The organism is Flaviflexus salsibiostraticola (assembly GCF_003952265.1).
GTDB lineage: Bacteria > Actinomycetota > Actinomycetes > Actinomycetales > Actinomycetaceae > Flaviflexus > Flaviflexus salsibiostraticola.
In genome coordinates this window covers 799,036-814,841 of record NZ_CP034438.1, presented here as the reverse complement: position 1 = coordinate 814,841, position 15,806 = coordinate 799,036, and the positions used below count along the sequence as shown (strand labels likewise).

The window sequence follows — 15,806 nt, the reverse complement described above, 5'->3', positions numbered from 1 at the left end:
CGGTCGCGCCGCTCAGTCTCGACCGAGCTCGGCGAACGGTATGCCGTGCCGGAAGACATTCTCCGGGTCGTTGCGACGCTTGACCGCCGCGAGGCGCTGAGCCGTCGGCCGGTCGAACGCGCCGTGGGCGGCTTGAGCCTTCTCGTGGCCCTCGGCGAAGTTGAGATAGCCGGGCAGCGGTGCGAGGCTGGCGCCAAGGCGAGCCCACGCATCCTCCATGCGGTGGTCGATCTCCTCATCGGCACCCGGACCGGTGATGAGACCGACGAATTCGAGCATCCGCTCCCCGTGGCGTGCGGAGAAGCTGACTGACGGATTCGGGCGGGACACGGCCGCCCCGGCGTGGCGAGTCTCTGCGAAGAGCATCGGACCGGTGACCGTCTCCAGCATCGCCTCGAGTACAGATGTGTTGATCTCCGTCAGCCACTTCCCGCTCGACGCCGCGGGGAGTGGGTCAATTGGGTCCATGGAGATCTCCGCCGATCGTGAGAACTCCATGGGTCCCCACGTGTCCATGAGCGGCGTTCGCCATGAGCGCCAGTGGTCGAGCAGGCGGTCTCCCTCACGCGGGTCGCCGCACCAGCATCCGCGGACAATGGCGAACGTCTGGCCGCGGAGCTGCTCGGGCACGATCTCGAGGGGTGGGAAGGCGGTGATATTGAAGGCGCTCGTCAGCTCCTCCGGCGCCGATGCCGTCCAGTCGAGGTAGTGCTCGAAGAGAGCATGTGCGTCCTCCAGTGGGAAGAAGAGGTTGCCGGCCACCACCGTCGCGACGGGGGTGAGGTCGAGAGTGATCTCAGTGACGACGCCGAGTGAGCTGCCGCCCGAGCCGCACATGGCCCAGTAGAGCTCAGCCTCCTCAGTGGGACTCGTGGTGACGATCCGACCATCGGCCAGCGCGACACGGAGGGCACGGACCGAGTCGACGGCAAGCCCGTACCTGCGCGCCAGCCATCCGAACCCTCCTCCCAACGTGTTGCCGACGACGCCGACATGTGGGGCGGATCCGAGAAGCGGTGAAAGCCCGTGGTGCTGTGCCGCGGTGAGGACTGGCTGCCACGAGGCGCCGCCGCCGACTGTCGCTGTACGAGCACGTGGATCGATGGTGACGTCATCCCGGTGTGAGATGACGATGAGCGCTGTGTCGCCATCCGCCGGAACTGCGATGCCATGTCCAGTGTTCTGGACTGCGACGGCAAGATCTTCATCCGCCGCGAGCCGGATAGCGGCCACGACATCGCTCTCGGTCTCGACACCGATGACCACGGCGGGCCTCTGGGTCCACGCAAGGTTCCAGCCGGCGCACAGCTCCTCGTAGCCGCTCTCACCGGGGCGAAGCACGGATGCCTGGGTCGTCACGGGTCTGGTCGCTTTCATGTCATCCTCCTGTGGTTGTCGACCATTGTGACCGCGCTCATGTCAGCAACGACGCACACGACCACCATGCGGCTCCACAGAGATGATGGACATGTTCCCGGTGTCGGTGTGACTCTCAATTACACCGACACCCGTGAGGGTTGTCTTTTAGTGGATCTGTCCATCGACATCGGGACCAACCCGCGGTGGCGGGAGGGACATGACTTGATAGGAGCTTGACCGGGAAGTCGTCTCGCCTTTGTGCTGTCTGCCCACCCCGACCCGCGACGACGAAAACTGCGATGGAAAGGGAACCCGTCTATGACAAGCATGACACTGCAGCCTCTAGCTGCAACATGGGATACGGCGCCAAACGAGCTGGTGGCGGGCATCGATACGCATAAGAACACGCACCATGTCGCCGTCGTCGACCAGCTCGGCCGACCGATCAGCGACCAGCAGTTTGCGGCCACCGCCGACGGCTACCAGCAGATCATTGAGTTTCTGCGGACTGCGGGAACGGTCAGCCGAGTTGGGGTGGAGGGGACCGGATCCTACGGCGCAGGAATTGCGCGGATACTTACCGCTGCCGGGTTCGACGTCGCCGAGGTGGCTCGCCCGAACCGGCGGGTCAGGCGCATGCGCGGCAAATCAGACCCACTCGATGCGCGACAGGCCGCGCTGACCGTCTTGGCCGGTATCGACACGGCAATTCCCAAGGCCGGCGACGGCCAGGTCGAGGCGCTGCGCATGCTCCTGACAGAACGCAGGTCTGCTTCCAAAGCGAGATCCCAGGTGATGAACCAGATCCATGCGCTGCTGATCACCGCCCCTGACACTGTCCGAGACGACTACCGCAGGCTTGGCACCATCGCCTTGGTCGCCACGCTATGTCGAACCCGGCCGGGCTCTGGGACAAGCCCTGAACACACGGCCCGCCGCGTGTTGAAACGTCTTGCCGTCCGGCATTCGGCGTTGAGCCAGGAGATCGCCATCATCGAACGGGAAATGGTGCCACTGATCCGAGCGGTGAATCCTGCCCTCTACGCCTCCAGCGGTGTCGGACCAGTGACCGCTGCAACGCTGCTGGTCGCGGCAGGCGACAATCCCGAACGCCTCACCAGTAGCGCCTCGTTCGCGGCACTAGCTGTACTGTCCGGGGAGGTTGGTTAAGCGGGTGATTGGGGCGAGCCTGTCGCAGGCTGTGTGGGGTCGGTGATGATTATAGTGATGCAGCCATCCTGGTAGGGCGTCTCGTCGCTCGGTTTCTGAGGTGTAGCAGCGGGCGTAGCCCCACCCGTCTGCCAGGGTGCGGTGGAAGCGCTCGATCTTCCCGTTGGTCTGGGGTCGGTACGGGCGGGTCCGTTTTGCTGTGATCTTCAGCCTGGCGCAGGTTTCGCGCCATAGTATCGAGCGGTAGGCCGGACCGTTGTCGGAGAGCACTCTTTCGACGGTGACGCCTCGGGTGTTGAACCAGGCTGTGGCCCGCTCCAACACCCCGACGGCAGTGAGAGCGGTTTCATCATTGTGGACTTCGGCGTAGGCGACGCGGGAGTAGTCATCGATGACGGTGTGGACGAAGGCGTGGCCCATCTTCGGGTTGTGGTGGTGGTTGCGGGCCTTGTCCGGCGTTGCTATGCGGTTGCGGCCTCCCTGTTGGCGACCGACGAAGCGCCAGCCGCCGCCGTCGGGGATGTTGCCGAGCTTTTTCACATCGACGTGAATCATCGAGCCGGGGTGGGGGTGTTCATAGCGGCGCACCGGCTCCCCGGTGGCGCGGTCTACGTGAGCGAGTCTGTTCAGTCGGCAGTGGCGCAGGATCTGATGAACGGTCGAGGGTGCCAGCCCGACCCGGACGGCCAGCTGGACCGGTCCTTCCCGTAGCCGCAGCCGCAGGCTCACGATTCGTCTTCTGATCTTCAACGGGGTCTGGTGGGGCGAGGTCTTCGGGCGAGAGGAACGGTCCTGCATGGACTCACCAGACCTGTAGCGGTCGGCCCAGCGTTTGACCGTCGGCCAGGAGCATTGGAACCGAGCCGCGACCTCGGCAATCGGCACCTGCTGGTCGACGACGAGCCGGGCGACGGTCAAACGGGCGCGAGGGGTCAGGGCTGCATTAGCGTGGGACATACGGAGGGCCTTCCTCGGAGTGCTGGTTTCGCAACTCCCACTCAATCGCGGACGAAGGTGTCAGATTGTTTGTGTAAGGGGTGGTGTCCGACACGAAAGCAGTGATACTGATGTCCATGATTGATAAGCAGGACCGCTCGGAGCGTCGTCATTTCCAGCGTGAGGGCGTTCAGGCCTTGGAAGCGGCAGGTGTTCTCGATGACCTGTATGCCGCTATCGATGCTGGCCACATTGAGCTGGAGGGCAAGGACGGCCTGATCCAGCAGATCATCAAGGCTGGCCTGGAGCGTGGCCTCCAAGCCGAGCTGAGCGACCATATCGGCTATGACAAGGGCGACCCGGACGCCGGCTTGTACCCAAATTCGCGTAACGGCTCGTATTCCAAGACGGTGGCCACCAGCGTCGGGGACATCGAGTTGGCGATACCGCGTGATCGCGATGGGACCTTCACCCCGATGCTCGTGCCTAAAGGCTCCAGGCGCCTGGATCAGCTCGATGAGATGATCATCAGCCTGTACGCGGGCGGGATGACGATCCGCGATATCGAACATCACCTGGCCTCCACTGTGGGAGTGGAGCTCAGCCGGGAGACGATCAGCAAGATCACCGACGCGGTCCTTGATGAGATGCTCGCCTGGCAGCAGCGCCCCCTGGAGGCCTTCTATCCGGTGATCTATCTCGATGCGCTGATCATCAAGATCCGAGATGGTGCCCATGTGCGCAACAAGGCCGCCCACATCGCGGTGGGCGTGGATATGGACGGAATCAAGCACGTGCTGGGGATCTGGATCCAAGCCACAGAAGGAGCGAAATTCTGGGCCGGGGTCTGTGCCCAGCTCGCCAACCGCGGGCTCCACGACGTGCTGATCGTGTGCTGTGACGGGCTGACCGGCTTCCCCGAGGCGATCGAGGCGACCTGGCCCAAGGCCACCGTCCAGACCTGTGTGGTCCACCTGATCCGCGCTGCGATGAGGTTTGTCAGCTACACGTCACGCAAAGCCGTTGCCGCGGCTCTCAAGACCATCTATGAGGCCCCCGACGCCACGGCGGCTCGTGCGGCCTTGGATCAGTTCGCAGCCAGCGAGCTGGGACAGGCCAATCCCCACTCCGTGCGCGTTTTCGACGAAGCCTGGGAACGGTTCACACCCTTCCTGGCTTTCCCACCGATGCTGCGCCGGGTCATCTACACCACTAACAGCATCGAATCATTGAACTACCAGCTGCGTAAAGTCACCAAGAACCGCGGCCATTTCCCTTCCGATGACGCAGCCGTGAAGCTCCTGTGGCTGGCGATCTGCAATATCGAAGACAGACGGGCTCGTGACCGAGCAAAAGAACGCGGATTGCCCAGAGGATCCAAACGACTTGCCGAGGGACGTCTGGTTGAAGGACTCGTCGTCACGAACTGGAAACAAGCACTCGGCCAACTCGCACTCGCCTACCCCGACCGAATCCAGCCCTACCTCTAAGCCCCAGCCACCACACTTACACAAAAAACTTGACAGGCTCTCGCGGAAGGCCCTCTCTTCACGTCACAAGTCAGCGCGTGTCATCGCACTGCCTCAACCAACCTGTCCGGTCAGTACAACTAGCCGGCGTCGCCCCGATTCCCGCTTCCTCCGGACAGCGCACCAGGCACAGGCTCTCTCGCGGCGGAAACAGGAATGCGAATAATGCCCTGCACCGCATCGTTCTCCTCCGCATGCGACACCGGGAACCACGCACCGTCGCCTACTTCACCAGACGCCGCGCCGAAGGACTCTCAGACCGCGACATCATGCGCTGCCTGAAACGACACATCGCCAACGAGATCTACAAGGTGCTCATGAGCCCCGGCCTCGACAACCCGGTAGGCCAAGAGCTTCGCCAGCTACGACGAGAAGCCGGCATCCCGCTGACTGTTCTCGCCGACACCCTCGGTGTTCCCCGGCAGCGTCTCCAACGGCTCGAGATCGGCACCCGCGCCGACCGAGAACTCGAAGCTCTCGCCACCGCCACCATCAACCAACTCACATTGGAAAAAGCAGCTTGACAACAATAGGAGCATCCACTCTAAGGGGCACTACTCCCGTTCAACCGAAATCCTGGTGGATCACCCCCTCAGATGAGGGGGGTATTGCGGGGATGGCCGCAGGAACATTGACGATGCGCAGTGAGGCGACGATAATCTGAGGCAATCAGAGGAGGCCCGACGCCTCAGCCGCCGCGACTGGTATCGGACTACAGGCGTGCAGGGGCCAGGTCACCGGGGGTGCCCATGTCGAAGACCGACCGTGTCGCGGATCGTGTGCGCGGGCTGTGCGCAGAGGCCGCCACGACGGCGGAGCTTCTCACCGGGGTGCGAGACCATCTCGAGGCGGCTCTCGGTTTCGCCGGCTCTCTGGTGAGCGCAACAGATCCCGAGACGACTGCGCTGGGCACCGGAACAACGGTGGAGAACCTGCCGGAGGTCATGGCTGTTCCGTGGATGCAGAACGAGTAGCTCACCTCCGATGTCAACAATTTCGAAGCGCTGCACATGAGTGGCGGAAAACCTGCGACCCTCCACCGGACCCTGCAGGGGCAACCGGATCTGAGTCCGCGCTTTCACGACGTCTACGTTCCGCATGCTTCGGTGTCGCGAATCTGGTGAGGGAGGCGCACGATGAGGACTTCACGAATGAGGATCTCCGTCTTCTCGACGCGGTTCGCTCAGACGTTGCGCTGGGCCTGCGGCGCACGGCGCGGAACGGCGTCGGGGGACATGAGGGAACAGGGCCGGGAATTGTCACCGCGGACGAGATGGGTGCTCCCATCGCCATGACCCCTGAGGCGGAACGGTTTCTCTCGGACCTGTGGTTGTGCCCGTTCAACGATCACGGCGGCGCATGGTCGCTTCCCGGTGAGGCGTACATGGTCGTGATGATGGCCCGAGCGCGGGCACAGGACAGACGCCGCATCCCGGCATCGACCCGGCTCGTCGGGCGGTCCGGCCGGTGGCTGACCCTGCGTGGCGACTGCACGGTGACGGAGGGCGGCGACGTATCCGAGATCGTTCTCATCATCGGGGAATCGATCCCGAGCGAGATCCTGCCGATACGAGCCCTGGCCTACGGACTCTCCGCGCGTGAGCGCGATGTCGTCGGCGCGCTGCTCCATGGCTCCTCGACTGCGCAGATCGCACGGCGGCTCCACATCTCCGAACACACGGTGAGGGATCACGTGAAAGCGCTCCTCAGCAAGACCGGCACCGCTTCTCGCGCCGAGCTGGTCAGCGTGCTGACGTTGGCCTGACGGAACGTCGGGGTGAAGCCGGGCGGGGCTGTCACTGTCACGACCCGTGAACGGACCGCTGCTACCGCACGACCTCAATGCCGGTCGCCTCGGCCGCGTTCTCCAGCGAGCCCAGGTTGGTGACCTGGGTGAACCCCGCCGCCTCCATGAGGGCGATGGCCTGGCTCGCGCGGTTTCCCGAGCGGCAGTACACAAGGTACTCAGCATCCGGATCGAGTGTCGGGATCGCGGCCGGCACCTCTCCGGCGTTGTAGTCGATGAGCTGTGCGCCATCGAGGTGGCCTGCTGCGAATTCGCCCGGCGTGCGCACATCGAGAATGATGGCGTTGTCTGACATTGGTATCTCCTGTCCGTCGTCGGAGCAGGCTCCGAGACCAAATATTACTGCGGCAGCGGCAAACACCGCCGTGAGAACTCGCCTCATCTGTCAATCCTTCCGGAGAACGGTGGTTGAGCGTGCCGGGCCGTCTGTCTCGCAGACACCGCCCGGGCAGTACATGGGTGTGGCTCTGCCGACGTGCCGCTGGAGTGCACAGCCGACACAGATGCCGAATGCCGACTCCAGGAAGAGCAGGGTGAGGCACGTGGCACAGAGCGCGAGCGTGACCCAGAGCGGCGCCGCCACCAGCCCCATCGTCGAGCAGGATACGAACGCGAGGCCGAACCCCAGCATCCACGCGAACTCCTTCTGGGGAGCGCCGACCCATTCGGGCCTCTGGCCGCGCACCGCCAGACGGCCGAGGGCAAGGCTGGGCGACCAGCGGTCGCCGAGCCCGATGCGGGCCAGCATGTCGACCATGAAGAGCATGCCGAACGGTGTGAGTGGGGCGCTCGAGCCGGCGGAGAGCGCGGCACCGAACGCGATCCCACCGACAAGGAGCAGGATGCCGGCTGCGGCGCGCACGGCGCGCTCGTCGATGACGGGGACGAGGTATCCGGGTACATGTGTGCCGATGCGGGGGAGGGCGGACGACGCCATAGGTGACCTCCTGCAGGTCAGTCAGAGGGTGGGGCGAGGCCGACGCGAGGCCGGTCAGCCGAGGAGTGCGGGGACTTCCTGGATGAGGACGAAGACGCCCATGATGAGGACGAAGACGCCGAATCCTCTGCGCAGGGCCCGCTCCGGAATCTTCCCGGCCACGGCGACACCCGCGAAGGAGCCCGCGATGGCAGCCCCGGTGAAGGCGAGGACGATCGGCCAGTTGAGGGACACCGAGAGCAGGTAGCCGCCCAGCCCCGCGAAGGACTTCATCGTGATCACGAGGAGTGAGGTGCCGACCGCGACCGCCATGGGCAGCCCGCCAAGGAGGTTGAGCGCGGGAACGATGAGGAACCCGCCGCCCGCACCGACGAGGCCGGTGGCGATGCCGACGGCGAAGCCATCGACCAGGATCCGGACGAGGGGCGGCCCTCCAGCGGGGGCATCCGCCTTCGCGTCCCGCCTGCCGCGAAACATCGCGGCGGCGGTGGCGATCATCATGAGGGCGAAGAGGACCATGAGGATCCCGCCCGGTATCCGACCGCCGATCAGACCGCCCGTGAAGGCGCCGGCCATCCCGGCCGCTCCGAAGAGGAGCCCGATGCGCCAGCGGACACGGCCCGCCCGCCCGTGACCAATCATGCCGACAGCGCTCGTGGCACCGACGATGAAGAGGGAGGCGGCGATCGCCTCACGCGGCTCCATGCCGAGCACGTACGTGAGGATGGGGACGGTGAGGATCGAACCGCCGCCTCCGAGGAGTCCGAGTGAGACCCCGACCAGCCCGGCCAGGAGGAGAGACGCGATGATGAGGAGGGGGTCCACTCAGACTCCAGGCTCAGACCGACTCGAGGACGGGCACGTTGCCGGGGCGCGACACCCAGGCGGCGTAGCTGCCGTCCATCTCCGCGACCTCGTAGCCCTCACGGCGCAGTGCGCTCGCGGCGACGCTGTTGCGCACCCCGCTCTGGCAGTAGGTGAGGACGGTTCCTGCGTCCGGTTCGGGAAGCTCGTCGAGGTGCCACATGAGGCGGCCGCCTGAGAGCTGCACAGCGCCGGGCACATGCCCGTCGGAGAACTCCGACTTGTTTCGCACATCGAGCAGGAGGACGTGCGGGAAGTCGTCGATGTCATCCGGGGAGATGACGGTCGGGGTGACGAGGTCGAGACCATCCAATGCGGTGATGTAACCGTGGACGGAATCGATGCCGACTCGGATGAGGTGATCCCTCAGCTCCTCGGCAGTCTCACGATCATCTGCGAGAACAACGAGTGGACGCTTCTCGCGCTGCGGGTCGACGACCCACGCGCCGTAGCTGGCCGCCTTGCCGACACCGGGCACGTTGAGTGACCGGGGGACGGTGCCTCCGTGGACGGCCCGGTGGTGCCGGGTGTCGATGAGGATGACGCTGTCGTCGGCGAGTGCGGACGACAGATCCTCCGCGCTGTACTCGACGAGCTCGGGCAGGTCGCCGAGAACGGCGGGGCCCTCGCGGTTCTCCGTCTTCATCCGCGCGAAGTAGGCGTGGGCATCGGGCTGACCGCTCAGAAGTTCGTCGATGAAGCCCTGCTCGTCATCGTTCTTCAGGTATCTGCCCCACCAGGAGAAGTTCTTCTCGTAGCCGATCGTCGATGACGGAACCGCGCCGAGTGCCTTGCCGCAGGCAGAGCCGGAGCCGTGCGCGGGAAGGACCTGAATGTAGTCAGGAAGTGTGAGGAACCGGTCGCGCAGGCTGCGGAACAGGTCCTTCGCCCCCTGGAAGCGGGTATCGATGCCTCCGGCCGCCTCGTCGAGGAGGTCAGGCCGGCCGAGGTCGCCGACGAAGACGAAGTCCCCGGTCAGCATGAAGCCGGGCTTGTCAGACTGCGCGCCGTCGGTGATGAGGAAGGACATGTGTTCGGGTGTGTGACCGGGGGTGTGGACCGCCTCGAGGGTGATGTTGCCCAGCGTGATCCGGTGGCCGTCCTTCATGCGGACCGCCGCGTCGAAGGCGTCGGAATACGTCCAGTCGGGACCTCCCTCGTCGGAGACGTACATGGTCGCGCCTGTCGCGGCGGCGAGCTCACGGGTTCCGGAGAGGTAGTCGGCGTGGATGTGGGTCTCGGTGACGGCGACGATCGTCATGCCGTTCTTCCTGGCAAGGTTGAGGTAGACGTCGAGGTCGCGGCGCGGGTCGACCACGATTGCGGTGCCCTTGGCCTGGCAGCCGACGAAGTAGCTGGCCTGCGCGAGGTCTTCATCGTAGATGCGTTCGAGGAGCATGGTGATGCCTTTCGAGGTTCAGCGGTGGAGCAGGTGGTCTACCTGCATGAGCAGCGATCGTGCTCGGGGACGCCCTGGAGGGCCTGGTCGACGTGCTGACCGCATCCGGTCCAGGTCGGCCTGCCGCAGTTCGAGCAGGTGGTTCGTGCACACATAGGGGTTTCCTTTCGAAGGGTGAATCGTTGAATAGTGGGGGGGCTACGCGTCGGCTGCGGCACTCTGCTTTTCGGCAAGCTGCCGGCGGACATCGTCCATGTCGAGATCGCGAGCGCCCTGGATGAGCTGGTCGAGCTGAGGAGCGCGAAGCGCGCCCGGCTGGGCGTAGACGAGGATGCCGTCCCGGAAGACCATGAGGGTCGGGATCGATTGGATCCGGTACTGGGCGGCGAGCTGCTGCTCAGCCTCCGTATCGACCTTGCCGAAGACGATGTCGGGGTTGGCATCGGAGGCCTTCTCGTAGGTCGGTGCGAAGGAGCGGCATGGGCCGCACCAGGCTGCCCAGAAGTCGACGAAGACCATGCCGTCGCCGCCGACGGTGTCCGCAAAGGTGTTCGCGGTGAGATTCACTGTTGCCATGGTTCTCTCCTTTTTCCTTCTACCGGCTGAACATCCGGGCGAAGAATCCTCCGCGCTCGGCTTTGGCGGCGTCGATCTCAGCCTGGGTGTGCTTCCCGTTGCACCACTGGGAGGCGGGGACCGTTCTCTTTACCTGGGCCACGTGCTGGCCGCAGCCGGTCCATGTCGTCTTCCCGCAGGTGCGGCAGGTGGTTGCACTGCACATTCTTCTATCCTTCAGTGTTAGCCCGAAATACTCCGGGGGGTATTATCTGCGTCCGGATCAGGATACCCTCGGGGGTATGTTGTCTGTCAAGTGAAGGGGAGGAAACCATGTCGCAGATGGAGAGCAGTGAGGAGAGTAGGGCAGAGGCGAAGCGAAAAATCCTCAATCGCCTTCGACGCGCCCACGGTCAGCTCGGGGCAATGATCGAGGCCTTCGATCAGGATATTCCCTGCCGCGAGACCGTCCACCAGCTCGCGGCGGTGTCGAAGGCTCTGGACCGGGCGGGTTACCTCGTCATCTCGCGAGCCCTGACCGAATGCCTGATGAATCCCGATGGCACCGAGGATCCCGAGGAGCTCGAGGAGCTGTTCCTCCGCTTGGCGTGAAGCGCGCCCACCGAGTATTCAGGTTCTCTCGCTAGGTTGGGCGCTGAGGAGGCGACATGACAGACATCCAAGCCGCTGACCCGATGACCGTTCTACTCGCCATGCGCCGTGCGGGAGATCGGGTCGCAGACTACTTGAAGAGCGTGGCCCGCACGCACGTCGAGCGGGATCTCAAGCGTGACCAATACGACGTGGTGACCGAGCATGACAGGCAGAGCGAGGAGATCGCCGTCGAGGCGCTCCGCAGCGCCCTGCCCGACTGCCGGATTGTCGGCGAGGAGCAGGGCGAACGGCCGGGAGATGGCCCTGTCACCTTCTACGTCGATCCGATCGACGGTACTGCGAACTTTGCGGCTGGCATGCCGACCTTTGCCTTCTCGGTCGGCGCGGAGGCGGGTGGCGAGCTGATCGCGGGCGTCGTCAACGCGCCGCTGCTCGGACACGAGTTCTATGCCGCGACGGGGCACGGCGCGTGGGTGCAGTCCTTCAGTCGGGAGGAGCCGATTCGTCTGGGCGAGCCGATCGAGCGAACGGCCCCCGAGAGTCTCGTCCTCACAGGGTTCCCCAGCGCGCGCGATCACCACACATGGGGGCCCGAGGGCCTCGCCGTCGCCGCGAAGCTGAGCGGCAGCGTGCTCGGGGTCCGCAATCTCGGCAGCGCCGCCATTGAGATCGCGTGCGTCGCGGCGGGTTGGGCTGATGCCGCATACGGTGTCGGCGCCAGCCCCTGGGACACCGCCGGCGGCATCGCCCTCGTCCAGGAGGCGGGCGGGGAGTTCCTCTCGTCGAATCTTCTGGGCGGACATGGTGACCTTCCCTGGCAGCTGCCGGGCTACGGCGTCATCGCCCCCGGCCGCTCAATTCCGCAGATCGGCCTTGCCCTTGACGAGCTCGAGGGTGTCGCAGAGCGGCTGCAGGTAGAAGGACACTCCGAAGGTTTCCGTATGCCCTGAGGCCGAAAAATACCGGTGATAGCGTCCGATCAACGAATAGCGGCAGGAAGAGAGATGGACCACTTCACAGACCGGGCGAGGGGCGCACTCGCCGGATTCATTCTCGGAGACAGCCTCGGGATCCCCACTCAGGGGATGACGGAGGAGGACGTCGTCACGCAGTATGGCCTCATCACGGGCCTCGGCGACGCGTGGAGTGGACATCCCCTCAGTCCCGGCGCACCGGCTGGATCCGTCAGTGCTCGGACAGGACTCATGCTCCTCACCGCAGGCCTCATAGACGAGAACGGCATCGACACTCGTCGCTCCATCACCGCGCTGCGCGGCTGGCACGATGCGACCCGAGCCGGCGACGACGTGCTCGGCCCGAATGTATGGGCGGCGGTTGACGGGCAACCGGTCCAGCGCAGCGGCTCCTCGACAGCTGATTCTGCGGCCATGGCGGTGCCGATCGGCATCGCCCAGTCGCTGGCGGAGGATCGTGATCGTCTTCTCGACACGGTCGCACGCCTGTGTTCCGTGACCGGTGAAACGCACCAATCCATTGAGGCCGCGATGCTCGCTGCGGCCATGGTCAGCGCCGCAGTCGATGGGGCGTCCATTCACGATGCCGTCGATATCGCTCTGGCCGAGACCGCGAGCGCAGGCAACAATGCCCAGCGGACACCTGAGGCCTCTGTCATCGCCCGGACACTCCAGGCCATCGACTGGTCGGCCGACCTGCGAATCGTCGAGCTCATCGGCCACCTCCATGACATCGTCGGCCTGTCGAACACGGCGGGCGAGGCGGTTCCGGCAGCGATTGTGCTGGCCAAGGCCTATGCTCGCGACCCGTACCGTGGCTTGTGTGCCGCAGCCCAGCTCGGTGGCGAGAGCTGCCTCATCGGCTCCCTCACCGGGGCCCTGCTGGGAGCCGCCTCCGGCATCGGAGCCTTCCCCGCGAGCGTCCTCGAAACTCTCGATCGCACGGCAATGAATGTGGCGATCGCAGACCGGCTGCTCGCCCAATCGGGACGAGGCAGCACGATCTGCGGTGCGGGGCTCACCTGAGCTCAGCGGTCGACCGTCGGTCCGCTGCCGGACTGCGTCCGGTCAGAAGGCCGCGACTTTGGCGGGATAGCCGCTCTTGGTCACCGTGTCGGCGAGGATTTGGGCATCGACCGACTCGGCGTGATCGACGGTGATCTTCCCGGTCGCGAACTGGACCTCGACCTTCTCAACCCCGTCGACCTTGCCGAGAGCCTTCTCGAGCTTGTCGACGCAGGAGGGGCAGGAGAAGCCCTGAGCGCGGAGAAGAGTGGTGGCTGACATGGTGTGTCCTTTCCTTGAACGTGCTGATGTGCCCAGGCTATGGCGGCGGCTCCGGGGCGACCATGACCTGCGTCAATCAACGCGCAGTCGCCTACACTGGAGATGATCGAAGAGAAGGTGGGTGTGTCGATGGCTCGATCGCCGGTGACGAAGTCTGCCGGAGAGCCGCATCAGTGCTCCGAGGAGACGCGGCTGCGCGTTCTGCGCGCGGTCAAGTGGTTCAGGGACCTCAGCGATGACGAGATCGATGCCATCAGCAGAGAGATCACGTCGCATGCGTGGTCGCCGGGGGAGTACCTCCAGATCGAGGGGGACCATGCGGATGCTCTCCACGTCATCGCCCAGGGCATGGCCAAGGTCGAGAAGGTGTCGGCCGATGGGACGACGAGGATCGTCGACATCGCCGTACCGGGGGATCTTGTCGGTGTCCTGCCCCAGTTGGGCGCGCCCGTCTACACCGACTCGGTGGCCACCCTCTCGGTGACCTGTGCCCTGCGGATCGAGGCGGAGCGCTTCACGTCGATCATGCTGACCTACCCGACGGTGGCGGTCAACGTCGTCGACGATCTCGCCCACAAGCTCGCCCGCTCCCGCCACAGTGAGACCCATGGCAGTCGGCCTGTGCCCCAGCGGCTGGCCGATGTCCTCCTCATGCTCATGAGAAAGGTCGGGCGGCGCGACGAGGAGGGCATCCTCATCGACCTTCCGCTCAGCCGAGTCGATCTCGCCGCGATGGCGGGATCGACCCCCGAGTCGGTCTCGCGGACGATGAGCAGGTGGAAGGCGCAGGGCATCATCGACTCCGGTAGACGATGGACGAGGGTGCTTCGACCGCGCGACATCCAGGAGCTCGCCACGGCCTGAGGGAGCACAAACGCCGTTTCAGCGGTGAGAGAACGAGTCGAATGCCGGAGTTGTCCTTTTTCGACGCAGTTCCGCAGAATCCCGGCCGCAGGTATTCGCGCAGGTGACGGACGTTAAACTTCGCACTCTGTTGCAAATCTCCCCGCATCATTAATGTCGACGCTATGACTTCCGAAACCTCCTCGCTGCCACACGTCGTCATTGTCGGCGGTGGATTCGCCGGCATCGCCGCCGCCCGCGGCCTGCGCCGAGCGCGGATGCGCGTGACCCTCGTCGACCGCAACCCCTATTCGACATTCCAGCCGCTGCTCTACCAGGTCGCGACATCGACGCTCAATCCGGGAGATGTCACCTACTTCCTCCGAGCAATCAGGAGGAAGCAGCCCAATCTCCGCGTTGAGCTCGGCTCGGTCGAGTTCATGGATCACGAGGAGCAGACGGTCGTCCTCGACGATGGCAGGACGATCCGCTACGACTACCTCATCGTCGCCAGCGGCGTCTCTGCGGCTTTCTTCGGCATCCCCGGCGCAGAGGAGCATGCACTGCCCCTCTACACCCGCCAGGAGGCGATCGACGTCCGGGACCGTATCAATGGTCTGCTCGATGCGGCGACGAAGCGCCCCAATGAGAAGGTGCGCATCATGATCGTCGGCGGCGGGCCGACCGGAGTTGAGACGGCCGGCGCGCTCGCGGAGCTCAAGGACAAGGATCTGCCCGTCCTCTATCCGGAGCTTGATCCGGAGGCGATGGAGATCATGTTGGTCGACATGGCCGATCGCGTCCTCGGCGCCTTCAGCGAGCCGTCCTCGACCTACACCCGCGAGGAGCTCGAGAAGCGCGGCGTCACCGTCGTTCTCGGTCAGTCCGTCAAGGAGGTTCGTGCGGACGGAGTGACGCTCCGGTCCATGGACGAGTCGGGTGAGGAGACGTGGATGCCGGCAGCGGCCGTGCTCTGGGCATCGGGCGTTGCTGTCCCGCCGATCGCCAACTGGAACCTTCCCCAGGTCCGCGGCGGCCGAATCGCAGTCTCGGGCACCCTCCAGGTTGAGGGTCTTCCCCGGGTCTTCGCCGCGGGCGACGTTGCCGCCATTGAGGGGGGCCCGCTCCCGCAGCTGGCTCAGCCCGCCAAGCAGACCGGCGCGCACGCCGCGAAGGTCATCACCAACCTCATCGAGGGAAAACAGACCGACCCGTTCGACTACAAGGATCTCGGCGTCCTCGCCACGATCGGCCGCGCCGACGCTGTTGCCGAGGTGGCCGGCCTTCCCGTCCTCAAGGGATTCACCGCGTGGATGATCTGGAATTCGGTCCACATTGCGACGCTCATGGGCGGCCGCAACAGGATCTCCTCCATGGTCAACCTCGGCATGAAGTACATCACGTGGGGTCGGAGCAGCAACCTCATCGTCGGCGATATCACCGACTACTCGCGCAACGCCATGATCGGCCCGCTGACAGCCACGCGGTCGATGAAGCGCCACGATCAGTGGCGCTGAGACCCGTCGTGCGT

The 15,806-nt window shown here is 65.0% G+C and carries 19 protein-coding genes; 10 read left to right on the top strand and 9 right to left on the bottom strand.

Annotation, left to right across the window (positions count from 1 at the left end; genetic code table 11):
* Nucleotides 1-12: 12 nt before the first annotated feature.
* A complete protein-coding gene (locus EJO69_RS03875) occupies nucleotides 13-1,377 on the bottom strand; it encodes an FAD-binding oxidoreductase (RefSeq protein WP_126039463.1) in 1,365 nt (454 codons plus the stop codon).
* A 300-nt stretch (nucleotides 1,378-1,677) separates the two neighbouring features.
* On the opposite strand from EJO69_RS03875, the gene EJO69_RS03870 reads away from it, so the two are divergent.
* Complete coding sequence (locus tag EJO69_RS03870) at nucleotides 1,678-2,529, top strand: IS110 family RNA-guided transposase (RefSeq protein ID WP_126039460.1); 852 nt, start codon at nucleotides 1,678-1,680, stop codon at nucleotides 2,527-2,529.
* Here the strand turns inward: EJO69_RS03870 and EJO69_RS03865 are convergent.
* On the bottom strand, nucleotides 2,500-3,486 hold the full coding sequence (locus tag EJO69_RS03865) for an IS481 family transposase (RefSeq protein WP_126037620.1): 987 nt from the start codon (nucleotides 3,484-3,486) through the stop codon (nucleotides 2,500-2,502). The two genes, EJO69_RS03870 and EJO69_RS03865, sit on opposite strands and share 30 nt — an antisense overlap.
* 110 nt (nucleotides 3,487-3,596) lie before the next feature.
* Here EJO69_RS03865 and EJO69_RS03860 point away from each other — a divergent pair, with 110 nt between their 5' ends.
* The 4 genes from EJO69_RS03860 (at nucleotide 3,597) to EJO69_RS03845 (ending at nucleotide 6,759) form a co-directional block, all read left to right on the top strand.
* Nucleotides 3,597-4,955, top strand: a complete 1,359-nt coding sequence (locus EJO69_RS03860) for an IS256 family transposase (RefSeq protein ID WP_425454737.1) — start codon at nucleotides 3,597-3,599, stop codon at nucleotides 4,953-4,955.
* A 77-nt stretch (nucleotides 4,956-5,032) separates the two neighbouring features.
* On the top strand, nucleotides 5,033-5,518 hold the full coding sequence (locus EJO69_RS03855; RefSeq protein WP_164519862.1) for a transposase: 486 nt from the start codon (nucleotides 5,033-5,035) through the stop codon (nucleotides 5,516-5,518).
* A 225-nt stretch (nucleotides 5,519-5,743) separates the two neighbouring features.
* A complete protein-coding gene (locus EJO69_RS03850) occupies nucleotides 5,744-5,968 on the top strand; it encodes a hypothetical protein (protein WP_126039453.1) in 225 nt (74 codons plus the stop codon).
* A 146-nt stretch (nucleotides 5,969-6,114) separates the two neighbouring features.
* On the top strand, nucleotides 6,115-6,759 hold the full coding sequence (locus EJO69_RS03845; protein ID WP_126039450.1) for a response regulator transcription factor: 645 nt from the start codon (nucleotides 6,115-6,117) through the stop codon (nucleotides 6,757-6,759).
* A 61-nt stretch (nucleotides 6,760-6,820) separates the two neighbouring features.
* Here EJO69_RS03845 and EJO69_RS03840 read toward each other — a convergent pair whose 3' ends face one another.
* From EJO69_RS03840 to EJO69_RS03815, 6 genes are all read right to left on the bottom strand, one after another.
* A complete protein-coding gene (locus EJO69_RS03840; protein WP_211331487.1) occupies nucleotides 6,821-7,096 on the bottom strand; it encodes a rhodanese-like domain-containing protein in 276 nt (91 codons plus the stop codon).
* A gap of 90 nt (nucleotides 7,097-7,186) precedes the next feature.
* Nucleotides 7,187-7,738, bottom strand: a complete 552-nt coding sequence (locus tag EJO69_RS03835) for a DUF4395 domain-containing protein (RefSeq protein WP_126039445.1) — start codon at nucleotides 7,736-7,738, stop codon at nucleotides 7,187-7,189.
* A 54-nt stretch (nucleotides 7,739-7,792) separates the two neighbouring features.
* Complete coding sequence (locus EJO69_RS03830; protein ID WP_126039443.1) at nucleotides 7,793-8,563, bottom strand: sulfite exporter TauE/SafE family protein; 771 nt, start codon at nucleotides 8,561-8,563, stop codon at nucleotides 7,793-7,795.
* Between the two features lie 13 nt (nucleotides 8,564-8,576).
* The gene (locus tag EJO69_RS03825) at nucleotides 8,577-10,001 is read right to left on the bottom strand and encodes an MBL fold metallo-hydrolase (RefSeq protein WP_126039440.1); all 1,425 of its coding nucleotides are present in this window, start codon (nucleotides 9,999-10,001) and stop codon (nucleotides 8,577-8,579) included.
* A 198-nt stretch (nucleotides 10,002-10,199) separates the two neighbouring features.
* Nucleotides 10,200-10,577 carry a thioredoxin gene (gene trxA, locus EJO69_RS03820; protein ID WP_126039438.1) on the bottom strand — a complete coding sequence of 126 codons (378 nt, stop codon included), beginning with the start codon at nucleotides 10,575-10,577 and terminating at the stop codon, nucleotides 10,200-10,202.
* Between the two features lie 19 nt (nucleotides 10,578-10,596).
* Entirely contained in the window at nucleotides 10,597-10,782 is a 186-nt protein-coding gene (locus EJO69_RS03815; RefSeq protein WP_126039435.1) for a hypothetical protein, read from the bottom strand.
* Between the two features lie 107 nt (nucleotides 10,783-10,889).
* On the opposite strand from EJO69_RS03815, the gene EJO69_RS03810 reads away from it, so the two are divergent.
* From EJO69_RS03810 to EJO69_RS03800, 3 genes are read left to right on the top strand one after another with little or no spacing between them, the layout of a single operon-like run.
* Entirely contained in the window at nucleotides 10,890-11,168 is a 279-nt protein-coding gene (locus EJO69_RS03810) for a metal-sensitive transcriptional regulator (RefSeq protein ID WP_245993760.1), read from the top strand.
* A 56-nt stretch (nucleotides 11,169-11,224) separates the two neighbouring features.
* Nucleotides 11,225-12,121 carry an inositol monophosphatase family protein gene (locus EJO69_RS03805; RefSeq protein ID WP_126039432.1) on the top strand — a complete coding sequence of 299 codons (897 nt, stop codon included), beginning with the start codon at nucleotides 11,225-11,227 and terminating at the stop codon, nucleotides 12,119-12,121.
* 54 nt (nucleotides 12,122-12,175) lie between these two features.
* Nucleotides 12,176-13,171 carry an ADP-ribosylglycohydrolase family protein gene (locus EJO69_RS03800; protein WP_126039429.1) on the top strand — a complete coding sequence of 332 codons (996 nt, stop codon included), beginning with the start codon at nucleotides 12,176-12,178 and terminating at the stop codon, nucleotides 13,169-13,171.
* A 42-nt stretch (nucleotides 13,172-13,213) separates the two neighbouring features.
* Here the strand turns inward: EJO69_RS03800 and EJO69_RS03795 are convergent, their stop codons facing one another.
* Nucleotides 13,214-13,432, bottom strand: coding sequence for a heavy-metal-associated domain-containing protein (locus tag EJO69_RS03795; protein ID WP_126039426.1), 219 nt, complete (start codon nucleotides 13,430-13,432; stop codon nucleotides 13,214-13,216).
* Nucleotides 13,433-13,534: 102 nt separating this feature from the next.
* Here EJO69_RS03795 and EJO69_RS03790 point away from each other — a divergent pair, with 102 nt between their 5' ends.
* Nucleotides 13,535-14,296 carry a Crp/Fnr family transcriptional regulator gene (locus EJO69_RS03790; protein WP_126039423.1) on the top strand — a complete coding sequence of 254 codons (762 nt, stop codon included), beginning with the start codon at nucleotides 13,535-13,537 and terminating at the stop codon, nucleotides 14,294-14,296.
* Between the two features lie 164 nt (nucleotides 14,297-14,460).
* Entirely contained in the window at nucleotides 14,461-15,792 is a 1,332-nt protein-coding gene (locus EJO69_RS03785) for an NAD(P)/FAD-dependent oxidoreductase (protein ID WP_126039421.1), read from the top strand.
* Nucleotides 15,793-15,806: the final 14 nt, after the last annotated feature.